The organism is Duganella guangzhouensis (assembly GCF_009674535.1).
In the GTDB taxonomy this organism is placed as follows: Bacteria; Pseudomonadota; Gammaproteobacteria; order Burkholderiales; family Burkholderiaceae_D; genus Rugamonas; species Rugamonas guangzhouensis.
The window spans coordinates 314244-325931 of record NZ_WKJK01000005.1 but is presented as its reverse complement, the minus strand read 5'-3'; the positions used below and the strand labels follow the sequence as shown (position 1 = coordinate 325931).

13 protein-coding genes are annotated in these 11688 nt (G+C 63.6%); 8 read left to right on the top strand and 5 right to left on the bottom strand.

All coding sequences use genetic code 11. The features are described from left to right. Positions 1 to 5 precede the first annotated feature (5 nt). The 5 genes from GJ699_RS12095 (at position 6) to GJ699_RS12075 (ending at position 5014) form a co-directional block, all read left to right on the top strand. On the top strand, positions 6 to 1121 hold the full coding sequence (locus GJ699_RS12095) for a flagellar basal body P-ring protein FlgI (protein ID WP_154376480.1): 1116 nt from the start codon (positions 6 to 8) through the stop codon (positions 1119 to 1121). 8 nt (positions 1122 to 1129) lie between these two features. Next, positions 1130 to 1576, top strand: a complete 447-nt coding sequence (locus GJ699_RS12090) for a rod-binding protein (RefSeq protein ID WP_154376478.1) — start codon at positions 1130 to 1132, stop codon at positions 1574 to 1576. A gap of 78 nt (positions 1577 to 1654) precedes the next feature. Further along, positions 1655 to 3025 (top strand): flagellar hook-associated protein FlgK, encoded by a 1371-nt coding sequence (flgK, locus tag GJ699_RS12085; protein WP_154376476.1) that lies wholly within the window; start codon positions 1655 to 1657, stop codon positions 3023 to 3025. 10 nt (positions 3026 to 3035) lie between these two features. Beyond that, positions 3036 to 3947, top strand: a complete 912-nt coding sequence (flgL, locus tag GJ699_RS12080) for a flagellar hook-associated protein FlgL (RefSeq protein WP_154376474.1) — start codon at positions 3036 to 3038, stop codon at positions 3945 to 3947. A 20-nt stretch (positions 3948 to 3967) separates the two neighbouring features. Next, complete coding sequence (locus GJ699_RS12075) at positions 3968 to 5014, top strand: hypothetical protein (RefSeq protein WP_154376472.1); 1047 nt, start codon at positions 3968 to 3970, stop codon at positions 5012 to 5014. A 4-nt stretch (positions 5015 to 5018) separates the two neighbouring features. On the opposite strand, the gene GJ699_RS12070 is transcribed toward GJ699_RS12075, so the two are convergent. The 3 genes from GJ699_RS12070 to GJ699_RS12060 all read right to left on the bottom strand — a co-directional run bounded on the left by GJ699_RS12070 (position 5019) and on the right by GJ699_RS12060 (position 8274). Next, a complete protein-coding gene (locus GJ699_RS12070; RefSeq protein WP_229262069.1) occupies positions 5019 to 7145 on the bottom strand; it encodes a putative bifunctional diguanylate cyclase/phosphodiesterase in 2127 nt (708 codons plus the stop codon). Positions 7146 to 7238: 93 nt separating this feature from the next. Beyond that, positions 7239 to 7649: a hypothetical protein gene (locus GJ699_RS12065; protein ID WP_154376468.1), complete on the bottom strand. Its 411-nt coding sequence runs from the start codon at positions 7647 to 7649 to the stop codon at positions 7239 to 7241. 46 nt (positions 7650 to 7695) lie between these two features. Beyond that, positions 7696 to 8274: a YcbK family protein gene (locus GJ699_RS12060; RefSeq protein WP_154376466.1), complete on the bottom strand. Its 579-nt coding sequence runs from the start codon at positions 8272 to 8274 to the stop codon at positions 7696 to 7698. On the opposite strand from GJ699_RS12060, the gene GJ699_RS12055 reads away from it, so the two are divergent. Together GJ699_RS12055 and GJ699_RS12050 are read left to right on the top strand one after the other, a co-directional pair. Then, positions 8273 to 8518 carry a hypothetical protein gene (locus GJ699_RS12055; RefSeq protein ID WP_154376464.1) on the top strand — a complete coding sequence of 82 codons (246 nt, stop codon included), beginning with the start codon at positions 8273 to 8275 and terminating at the stop codon, positions 8516 to 8518. The genes GJ699_RS12060 and GJ699_RS12055 overlap by 2 nt on opposite strands. A 192-nt stretch (positions 8519 to 8710) precedes the next feature. Beyond that, on the top strand, positions 8711 to 9049 hold the full coding sequence (locus tag GJ699_RS12050; RefSeq protein WP_154376462.1) for an energy transducer TonB: 339 nt from the start codon (positions 8711 to 8713) through the stop codon (positions 9047 to 9049). A 109-nt stretch (positions 9050 to 9158) separates the two neighbouring features. On the opposite strand, the gene GJ699_RS12045 is transcribed toward GJ699_RS12050, so the two are convergent. Beyond that, a complete protein-coding gene (locus tag GJ699_RS12045) occupies positions 9159 to 9977 on the bottom strand; it encodes an EAL domain-containing protein (protein ID WP_154376460.1) in 819 nt (272 codons plus the stop codon). Positions 9978 to 10132: 155 nt separating this feature from the next. Between GJ699_RS12045 and GJ699_RS12040 the strand changes: the two genes are divergently transcribed. Next, entirely contained in the window at positions 10133 to 10939 is an 807-nt protein-coding gene (locus GJ699_RS12040) for a class II glutamine amidotransferase (RefSeq protein ID WP_154376458.1), read from the top strand. 26 nt (positions 10940 to 10965) lie between these two features. Here the strand turns inward: GJ699_RS12040 and GJ699_RS12035 are convergent, their stop codons facing one another. Further along, complete coding sequence (locus GJ699_RS12035) at positions 10966 to 11496, bottom strand: GNAT family N-acetyltransferase (RefSeq protein WP_154376456.1); 531 nt, start codon at positions 11494 to 11496, stop codon at positions 10966 to 10968. Positions 11497 to 11688: the final 192 nt, after the last annotated feature.

The window sequence follows — 11688 nt, the reverse complement described above, 5'->3', positions numbered from 1 at the left end:
CGCCGATGAATTTCCGCAAACTTTACGTTTCCCTGGCGGTGTTGCTCAGCCTGGGCGCGCTAGCCCCGGTCACGGCCCAGGCCGCGCAAGCGTTGCGCAACCTGGTCGCCATCGAGGGCATGCGCGACAATCCGCTGGTCGGCTACGGCCTGGTGGTCGGCCTGAACGGCAGCGGCGACTCGACCCAGGTCAAGTTTTCCAGCCAGTCGGTGCTAAATATGCTCAAGCAGTTTGGCGTCAAAGTGCCGGACGGCACGGACGCCAAATCGAAAAACGTCGCCACCGTGATGGTGTCGGCGGTGTTCCCGCCCGGCTACCGCAAGGGCCAGCCGATCGATGTGGTGGTGTCGTCGATGGGCGACGCCAAAAGCCTGCGCGGCGGCGCCCTGCTGCTGACCCCGCTGCGCGCGGCCGACGGCGAAACCTATGCGCTGGCGCAGGGCAACGTGGTGGTGGGCGGCTTCAGCGCCCAGGGTAAATCGGGCTCGTCGATCACGGTCAACACCCCGACCTCGGGCCGGATTCCGAGCGGCGCCACCATCGAGCGCGAGATTCCGACCGATTTCACCAGCAAGCCGACGGTGCGGCTGTCGCTGCGCCATCCGCACTTCCAGACCGCGATCAATATCGTCGATTCGATCAACAAGCGCTTTGGCGACATCGCCACCGCCAGCGACGCCACCAGCGTCGACGTGGTGGCGCCGACCAATCCGACCCAGCGCGTGGCCTTCATGGCCAAGCTGGAGTCGATGAATGTCGACGTCGGCGAGGACGCGCCCAAAGTGGTGTTCAACTCGCGCACCGGCACCGTGGTGATCGCCGAGGGCTTGCGGGTGCGCGCCGCCGCCGTCACCCACGGCTCGCTGAAGGTGGTGATTTCCGAATCGACCAAGGTCAGCCAGCCGAACGCGCTGGCCGGCGGCACCACTGTGGCCTCGCCGCAATCGCAGGTGACGGCCGACCAGGGCCGCGCCGAAATGTTCAAATGGCCGGCCGGCGCCAAGCTGCAATCGATCATCGACGTCGTCAACAGCCTGGGCGCGACCCCGGACGACATCATGGCGATCCTGCAGGCACTGGACCAGGCCGGCGCCATCGAAGGCGAACTGGTAGTAATCTGAGGACCGCCATGACCGACTACGACACCAGCCAGTTCAACCCCAACCGCCTGCTGGCCAACGGCATCGCCGGCCAGCTCAGCAGCACCCATGTGGCGCCGCAGGCGGCCGCCGACGGCGACACGGTCGACCCGGCCTACCGCGCCAAGGCCACCGAGGCCGCGGTTAAGTTTGAAAGCTTCTTCATCGGCCACATGCTGCATCAAATGCGCGACAGCGTGAAAGCCATGGCGTCCGAGGACAGCCCGAGCAAGAAAAGCGTCAACGATGACATGCTGGACATGGCCGACAACCTGGTGGCCGATCAGATGGCCAGCAAGCGCGCGTTTGGCGTCGCCGACGCGATCCTGCGCCAGCTGTTGCCACAGCAGCAAGCCAGCGCCGCCGCGCCGCAAATTGCCAAGGCGGAAGTTTCTCAATCGCAAAATTTGACCGCGACGCTTAATCAAGAGCAATAATCGGTCGCCCCTTACTGATATCGACCGGTGGGACAGCGCACCCACGGGCCATCGGACTTCACCAGGAAAGACCCGCTAATGACCATCTCTTACAACGCACTGTCGGGCGCCCTGGCCGCCCAGGCCGCCCTGAACACGGTCAGTCAGAACATTGCCAACTCGCAAACCGCCGGCTATACCCGTCAAGGCGTGCTGTTGCAGGCGATCGCCGGCGATGTCGGCACCAAGTCGGCCGGCAATGGCGTGCAGGTCGGCTCGCTGCTGCGTTTCAGCGATACCTACAAGACCCAACAGCTGTGGCGCACCAATTCCGACCAGGGCCAGTACCAGCAGGTCCAGCCCTATCTGACGCAGATGGAAACGGTGATGGGCGATAACACCTCCAGCATCAGCTACGGCATCGACAATTTCTTTACCGCGCTGAACGCGGCCGCCACCGATCCCACCTCCAGCCCGTTGCGCCAGCAGGTGGTCACCAGCGCCGACTCGATGTCGCAGCAGATCAACTCGATCTACAACGTCACCGCCAACCAGCTGGTGTCGATCCAGCAACAGCAAAACGCGATCCTGCCGTCGCTCAACGAGTCGCTGTCCGGCATCGCCGCGCTCAACAAGCAGATCCTGGCCATGAGCGGCGCCGGCACCAACACCTCGGCGCTGCAGGACAAGCGCGATCAGCTGATCGACAGCGTCGCCTCGCAGGTGGCGGTGGAAGTGGTGACCAACCCGGATGGCAGCGCCAGCGTCTCGCTGAAGAGCGGTCAGCCGCTGGTGGTGCAAGACATGTCGGCCACGCTGGCCTACACCACCGTCAGCGGCACCACCACGCTGCAATCGACCTTTGCCAGCACCACCTTCAAGCTGGACGACACCAAGGTCGGCGGCCAGCTGGGCGGCCTGGGCGACTACCGCGACAACACGCTGAAGCCGCTGCAAACCTCGATCAAGGAAATCGCCCAGCAGATGTCGGACAAGATCAACACCCAGCTGCAGGCCGGCTACAAGACCGATGGCACGGCCGGCCAGGATTTGCTGGTGTTCAACCCGGACAGCGCCACCGGCCTGCTGCAGGTGGCCAGCGGCTTCACCAGCGCCGACCTGGCGTTTTCCAGCGACGGCACCCCGGGCGACAGCGGCAATCTGCAAAAGCTGGTCGACGTCAAGAGCCAGAACATCACCCTGACCTCGCTGGGCAGCGTGCTGCTGAGCGATGCCGACAGCCAGGTGGTCGGTCAGCTGGGCATTCAAAGCCAGCAAAACCAGTCGCTGCTGGACACCGCCACCACGGTGCGCACCCAGGCCGAGGACGACTGGAAGTCGACCAGCGCCGTCAACACCGACGAGGAAGCCATCAACCTGGTGGAATTCCAGAATATGTACCAGGCGAACATGAAAGTGATCGCCGTCGCCAACACCCTGTTCGACGCCACGCTGTCGATGTTCGGCTAAGGAGAGCCTGATGCGTATTGCCACCAGCCAGTTCCAGGCCACCATGACCCGCGGCCTGCAAGACAACCAGAGCAAGCTTGCCTCGCTGACCGCGCGCATGGCCAGCGGCAACAAGATCCAGGTGCCGTCCGACGACCCGGTGACGGCGGTGCGGCTGTCGCGCCTGAACCGCGAGGAAGCCTTGATCGGCCAGTACCGCGACAATATCTCCAACATCAAGATCCGCCTGTCCAGCAACGAAAGCTATTTGCAGAGCATGGTCAACGACATCACCCAGTCGCACGACCTGCTGGTGTGGGCGGCCGACGGCAGCAACACCACCGAAGACCTGCAATCGATGGTCAACACCATGACCTCGCTGCGCGACTCGATCTTCTACAGCGCCAACGAAAAAGACCAGCAAGGCAATTACGTGTTCTCCGGCACGCTGACCAGCACCCCGGCCCTGACCTATGACGCCACCGCGCCGGCCGGCTCGCGCTACACCTACACCGGCAATACCGGCGACCAGAAATCGGTGATCGGCAACGGCATCACCCAGACCATCAATGAAAACGTGTCCGGCCTGGAAACCTTGCTGAACCAGATGGACGCCACCATCGACGCGCTGTCGCAGCCGGGCGTCAAAGCCACCGATACCACGCTGCAGTCGGTGATCAGCGCCAATATGGACGGCGCCGAAAGCACCATGGACCAACTGGCCAGCAAAATCGCCAACATCGGCGGCTCCCAGAACATCATGGAGACGCTGGACGGCAACCATGCTAACGTCAGCCTGTCGAACCAGACCGCGATCCTGAATCTGGGTTCATTGGACATGACCGAGGCCGCCACCGAACTGAACGGTTACAATAACGCGCTGCAAGCCTCGTACAAGGCTTACTCGAAAATCACCAACCTGTCGCTGTTTAACGTTCTGTAATCTTTTCGGCTGCACCGCGTATGCAAATCACGTCCACCACTACGCCACAAGTCCTGGTTCCGGGCACCAATGCCGGCAACGCGACGGCGGTGGACGGCACCTCGCTTGGCCTGAACGGCGAAAACGCGGCCACCGCCACCCCGGTCACCCCCACCCCGACCTCGGCGGCGCCGCTACGGCGCGGCCTCAGCAACTGGGACCAGCCGCTGCAGAACGATATTTCCGGCGCCCAGCAGGCGCTGGATTTCCTCGAACAAAGCGCGGCCCAGTTGCGCAACCTCAAGACCGACCTCAGCGCACGGCTGGCCAACCGCCAGCGCGCCGATGGGGCGCTGGAAGCGCGCGTGCGCCAGTTCAGCAACAGCTGGCGCAACCGCAGCAGCGCCTCCGGCGGCACGCTGGACGCGCAACTGAAATTCAGCACCTCGGGCAGCAACACCAGCTTCACCATCCGTGGCTTCAATCTGGCCAATCTGCGCAACGGCGGCCGCGAAGTGGTGGCGCTGTCGGTCGGCGGCGGCCAGAACGTGCGTTCGGTGGTGCTGGAGCCGGGCCTCAGCGATGAACAGATCGCCGCCCGCTTCGACGAGGCGCTGGCGCCGGCCGGCATCCGGGTCCGCCTCAACGACGACGGCCAGCTGGAATTCAGCACTGCGGAAGGCCAGTGGGCCAATGTGCGCGACACCATCTCGGTGCAGGGCGGCGGCATCCGCTTCCCGACCGGCCAGCTGAACCGCGTCAAAGCCGAGGCGCTGCCGGCCGAGGTCGATCCCGATCACTGGCAGGTCACCGATTTCGAAGGTATCCGCACCACGCTGGCCCAGGTGGTGCAATCACTGTCCAAGGTGGAACAGGCGATCGCCTCGGTACACCAGGCGCTGGCGCGCGCCAGCGCGCGGGTGCAGAGCGCGGTGGCGGCCGCCGCCAGCAGCAGCGGCATGGAACAGATGGCGCAGAATTTCGTCACCAACACCAAGCAGCCCGGCTACCAGTCGCTGCTGTCGATCATGGCGGCGCTGGCCGGCATCAGCCGCGAGCGCGTGCGTTCGCTGCTGAGCCTGCGCTAATCGGCTAGTTCAGCAGCCCCAGGCCCCGCTTGGCGAGCGCGGTCAGCTCCTCCGCCGGCAAGGCGCCGGCATACACAAAACCCTGCGCATAATCGCAGCCGGCCATCGCCAGCAAGCCACTTTGCGCCGGCGTTTCCACCCCTTCCGCCACCACCCGCAGCCCGAGCTTGTGCGCCATCACGATCAGCGCCTCGCACATCACCAGGTCGCCGCTGTCATTGGCCAGGTGCTGGATGAAGCTGTGGTCCAGCTTGAGCAAATCGATGCCGAAATGCTTGAGGTGGGCCAGCGACGAATAACCGGTGCCGAAATTGTCCAGCGCCACCTGCAAGCCCATTTCGCGCAGCTCGCGCAGGCGGTCGCTGACGCGCGCCGCGCCATCCAGCAGCACGCCTTCGGTAATCTCCAGCACGATGCTGCGCGGCGGCAGCCCCAGCCGGGTGGCCAGGCGCAGCCATTCGACGTACAGCGCGGTGTCGCCGCGCAGCTGCGCCGCCGACTGGTTGACGCTGACCTGGAAGCCGCGCCCCAGCTCATCCTGCCACAGGCGCAGCTGGGCGGCGGCCTGGCGGAACACCCAGTCGCCGATCTCCAGCATCATGCCGCCGGATTCGGCGAACGGCAGAAAATCCGCCGGCGCCAGCAGCCCGCGCTGCGGATGGCGCCAGCGCAGCAGCGCCTCGGCGCGCTCGATGCGGCCGCTTTGCAGGTTGATGATGGGCTGGTAATGCAGCTCGAACTGGGATTCGGCCAGCGCCGCGCGCAAATCCAGCGTCACTTGCTGGCGCGCCTGGGCCGCCAGTTGCAAATCCTGGGTGAAATAGCTGTAACGGTTGCGGCCGCTCTGCTTGGCGGCATACATGGCCTGGTCGGCGCAGCGCAGCAAATCCTCCGGGCTGGCGGCGTCGGACGGGAACAGCGCGATGCCGACGCTGGCCGAGATCGATGGCTGCGCCATGCCCAGCGCGAACGGCCGGTTCAGCAGCGCCAGCATGCTTTGCGCGATCCGTTCCACCCCGGGCGCCTGCTCCAGCCCGGACAGGATGACGGTAAATTCATCGCCGCCCAGCCGCGCCACCGTGTCCGAATTGCGCACGCAGGCGCCGATGCGGCGCGCCGCCTCCACCAGCAGCAGATCGCCCTGCTCGTGGCCGAGCGTGTCGTTGACTTGCTTGAAGCCGTCGAGATCGATGAATAGCAGCGCCAGCAGCAAGCCCTCGCGGCGCGCCTTTTTCATTTCCTGGCTGAGGCGGTCCTGGAACATATGACGGTTGGGCAGCGCGGTCAGGGCGTCGAAATTCGCCTGCTGCCAGATCAGCTCGGCGGAAGCGCGGCTGGCGGTGATGTCGCTGACCAGCGCCAGCGCGCCACGGTAACTGCCATCGCTGTCGAAAATCGGATTGGTGGCCAGCGTGGCCCACAGCTCGCTGCCATCCTTGCGGATGAATTTGAATTCGTGGCGTTCGGACAGCCCCTGCTGGCGGCGCGCGATATTGCGTTCGAGGATGGTGCGGCCCTCGTCGTCCATGAACGCCACCAGCGGCTGCTCCAGCATGTCCTCGATGCTGTAGCCCAGCATCTGCGCCATCTTCGGATTGACAAAGCTGGTGCGGGCGGCGGCGTCGATTTCCCAGATGCCCTCCTCGGCATTGTGGACGATGCGGCGGAAGCGCTCCTCGCTGCGCTCCAGCGCCGCCAGCTTGCCCTCGGCCAGCTCCAGCACCACGCGGATGCCCTGGCCGCTGCTGTCGGCGCTGGCACGCAGCGTGACCGGAAAGCCCTGCTGGCTGCGGTGACGCTGAATCTGCAGATCGCACTGTTCGGGTTGACTGGTGTTGACGGCTCGCCGCAGGAAATCGTCGAAATCGTCGTGGAAGCGCGGCGCCACGAACTGGCGCAGCTGGGCGCGCTCGGGGTTGTTGCGCGCCAGACCCAGCAGGTCGGCGCCGACCACGTTCATTTGCAGGATGGTGGTGTCGAAGGCCAGCACGAAATAGCCGACCGGCGCCAGCAGGTAGACATCATTGAAATAGGTCTGGTCGACCGCGTCGACGGCCGCGTACGGCGTAACGGATGCCTGCTCGGCAAATACCGACAGCCCCGGCAGCTCAGCGTGCATAGTCTTGTCCATACACCCCCTTCGTTGATGTCTTGAGACTAACATTTCAGGCCGGGGATGTCGAGCGCACCGGGCGTGCGGCCGGGGCAAGCGTTGTGTGGCGCGCTACCAGGCGCCCATGCGGCGGCGCAGGCCGAAGTTATGGCCCACCACCAGGATGGAACTGGCGATCAGGCCGCTCAAGCCTATCATCAGCTGTACCAGCTTATCGTCCGGCAGCACCCATAGCCGGCCGGGTGGCGCCTCGCCGACGCGGGCGGCGGCCATGATCAGCGGCGCCACCCAGGACGCCTCCTCGCTGACGTCCAGCACCAGGTGGCCGTCCTGCGTGGTTTGCAGATAGATTTCGCCGCCCTCGGCCAGCGTGAAGCAGACGCCGTAGCCGGTTTCGTGCTGGCCGATGTGCTGTTGCAGCGCCTGGTTATGTTCCTCGATCCACAGCTCCACGTCGGCGGGCGTTTCCAGCCCGCTCCAGGGCACTGGGCGGAAGCGTGGCGGCTCTTGATGGTCTTGCATGGTAATCCTGTTGACGCGCGAAGCCGCCAGTGTAGCCGATTTGGGGTCAGCCTTTCCAGGTGCGTTGCAGGCCGGTGTCGGCGTGGATCCAGCCGCCCTTGGGGCCGGCGCGGTAGTAGAAGCCGACGCCGCCCTGGCGGAAGCTCTTGACCAGTCCGCCCAGCACCTCGGAATTCAGGTTGGCGATGCGGATGTCGGCGGCGCGGCCGACCATGTGCAGCGACTGGCGCGCGGCCGGCACGCCGGCTTCGCGCAGCTTCTGGTTGGAGGCCGCCGTGCGGTAGCCGGACAGGATTTCCAGCGGCGCCTCGATGCCGTAGCGCTGCACAAAGGCCTGCGTGCCCCACAGCGTTTCAAACAGCTTGGGATCGATGGTGCGGGCTTCGTTGCCGCCGTTGACGTCGCGCATGATGTGGCACAAGTCCTGGTAGGCCGATTCGATGATCTCGCCGTCTTTCCAGTACAACAGCTTGGCGCGCTCCTTGCTCGCCGGGCGGATCACGTCTATAGTACGCGGCCGCAGCCAGAATTCCAGGTCCAGCGCCTGGGCGTCGAAGATGTCGGGTGGCGGCTCCATGGCGCCGCCGCTGCCGGACGGCGCCGACTGTTCGGAGGCGCGGGCCATGCTGCTGGAAGCCACGGCCGGCGCGGCCGGCTTGGTGGCAACGCTGCTGCTGCCGCTGCTGCTTGCCGTGCTGCTATGCCGCACGGAACTCGAAGCGCAACCGATCAGCGGCACGGACAAAAAACTCGCAGCGGTCAGCCCCAACCCCTGCTGTAAAAAATCTCTGCGCGATGCCATCGTTCTATCCGTAAAAAGCAATATTGGTACTATAGCCTATGCGGAGGGAAAGAAAAACCAGTCCTAACTTACGCTTAAGAAATGATACAGCTGCCCGAATGACACATTAATTGTGTATCGGAAACGTTTTTAAGACCTAAGTTATACGGTTTAATAATGGCTGGCATTCGAACAATAAAGTATCCATATATGGTGCGTCGCGGTATAGTTCACTCATCGAATTAAGTTTTCCCGTCGAACTAACCTTCTGGAGCCCATCATGATCATTCGTTCTATCGCCGCCCTGTCGCTCATCGCCCTGTCGACCATCAACCCAGCCAGCGCTGCCACCACCACCAACCGTCTGACCAACGCCGAGTGCGACGTGCCGGCCTACCGCAACACCTGGCAAGACGACGAACTGCAAGGCAACGTCAAGCTGTCGGTACTGGTTGATGCCAACGGCAACGTGCAAGACACCAAAGTGATCTCGTCGAGCGGCTCGCCAGCCCTGGACAAAGCATCGCTGCGCGCCAGCACCAGCTGCAAGTTCCAGCCAGCCTCGAACGGCGCCGCCCCAGTATGGGCACAAGTTCAATACAAATGGGTTCTGAACTAATTGAGGTCGGTTAAAAACGAGCGCAGCTTCGTTGCGGCTCCTCGCCGTGCAATCGCACTGCCTTCGTCGCCGCGCCTCGCTGCGCTCATTTTGAACCAACCTCTGACGTTCACGCCGCCTGTCGCGCAGACTCCTCAAGCAACACCGCGCGCGGCTCGTCGAGCAAGTAACCCTGCACCAGCACTGACACACCTGCGGCCGCGCTGATTTCGCGCACGGCCGCCAGGTGCTGCTCGGTTTCCACCCGCTTGAACACCAGCGCCACTTCGGCCGCGGCGCAACGCTGCAGCAACACCGCCAGCCCGTCCCTGTCCTGCACATCGCGCGCATCCAGCTTGAACACGTCCGGACGCAACCGATCCAGCACGCCCAGCGCATCACGCGCACTGTTCACATTGACCGCGAAGCGGAAGCCATTGCGCCGATAGTTGTCCGACACATAATTCAACAGCCAGCCCTGCTGTGGCGTCGCCGCCGGCAGTTGCAGCACCACCCGCGCCAGCGGCAGCTCCAGCGCATCCAGAATGCGGCGGAAGGCGTGGCCGTGATTGCTGCTGACCGCGCTCAACAGGCGATCATGCACATTCAGGTACAGATCGGCCTCATTCCCGGCCTGGCGGAAGAAATTAATCGAATGCAGCATGCGGCACAGCCGATCCAGTTCGATCGACTCGTCGTCGCTGGCCGCGTGGTCCAGCAGCTTCCACAATGACAAGCCCTGGTCCTGCGCCGACACGCTGCGCGCCAGTCCCTCGTAGCCAAGCACCGCGCTGCTGTCCAGTTGCCGGATAGGCTGGAACGCGCTGGTCATGGTGCAATTGAAAAACCGCCCTTGCGCCTTGCCCTCGTGATCGAGCCAGATGCTGGAAGCGGCGCCGGTGGCGTCGGATAGACGCGCCAGGTACTTCTGCAAGATAGGGAATGACATGGAACTCCTCTGTGACACTAACAATGTCGACAGCGTATGCCCCGCAAGGCGAAAGCAGAACGAATGCTTTCAGCTATGGATATGCCAAAACATTCGTTCCGCAGGGGCTGCCCGGCCATTATCGTGAGGTCATCGTTTAACCAGGCTGTGATCCCATGTGCCAACTCCTCGCAATGAGCAGCAACAAACCCGCCGCAGTGGACTTTTCCTTCGCCGGCTTTGCCGAACGCGGCGGACGTACCGGCGAACACAAGGATGGATGGGGCATCGCCCTGCACACCGCCAGCGGCTGCCGTTTATATACCGATTACCTGCCGTCGATCCACTCACCGCTGGCGGCGCAATTCCGCCAGGAGCCGATCAAGGCGCGCAGCGTGGTGGCGCACATCCGCAAGGCCACCCAGGGCCGCGTGTCGCTGGAAAACAGCCATCCGTTTACCCGTGAGCTGTGGGGCCAGACCTGGTCGTTCGCCCACAATGGCGACCTGGCGCTGTTCGATCCCAATCCCAGCCTGTACGCGCCATGGGGCGACACCGACAGCGAGCGCGCCTTTTGCCATCTGCTGTCCGGACTGGCGCTGCGCTTCGAGCAGCAGCCCGAGCGCCACCAGCTGTACGCGGCGCTGGAAATCCTGACCGGCGAAATCGCCGCCCATGGCAGCTTCAACTACATCCTGTCCAACGGCGATCTGGTGTTCGCCCATTGCAGCACCGATTTGCACGTGGTGGTGCGCGAGTACCCGTTCTCGGTGGCCCACTTGGTCGATTGCGACCTCAGCATCGACTTCAACCGCCACAACCATCTGGACGACCGCATCGCCGTGATCGCCACCCAGCCGCTGACCTCCAACGAACAATGGACGCGCTTTGCGGCAGGCGAGCTGAAACTGTTCGCGGGCGGAGAAGAGGTGGGAGCGGCGCCAGAGCGGCGCGAGGAATGGCGCTTGGAAGTGGCTTACTGAGGTAGATTACTGAGGTGACTTACTAATCAGGCAGTATTGCAATTGCAGAAACGCTTGCGCTTGGGAGCATTCGGGCAGGTGGCGTCTTCATCCAATTGCTTCCAGAAGAACACCGTCTCCACACCGTAGGGCGAACGCACCTTGCCGGCATCGATATAGCCTCGGCCGGCAAAAAACGCCTGCCCGGTCGCCGTGCTGTGCAGTTGCAGCGCCTTCACGCCCCAGCTGCAGGCCTGCTCCTCCATCTTGCTCAGCAGCGCCTTGCCGATACCCTGGCCACGCACTTCCGGCAGCAAATAACACAAGGCCAGCTTGCCAGCGCCGGTCAGCAGCGCGACGCCGACGACGACGCCTTCGCTGATGGCCACCAGCGAAAAATTGGTCGGCGAGCTGAACCAGTTCGCCACCATCTGCGGAGTTTTATTGCCCAACCAGGCATCGAGCACGGCGGGATCATTCTTGTGATCCAATTCGCAGCACTCGCTGATCGACCGGCGCAATACCGTGCATGCTGCCTCCGCGTCCGACGAAGCAGCGATACGTATTTCAAGACTCATGTACGCTCACAAAACATTACTGACAGCACAGCTAATATGCTGGTACGACTATACACCAAGCCGACTGAGGCCGTCGGACGCCGCCACGAATGTTTTCAAGCATCCATATGCGCTTTCAGCAGACAAGCCTGCCCACGGCACTGACGCGGCGGAATTCTACACCATGACCAGCGGTGGCTGCGGCCACTCTTA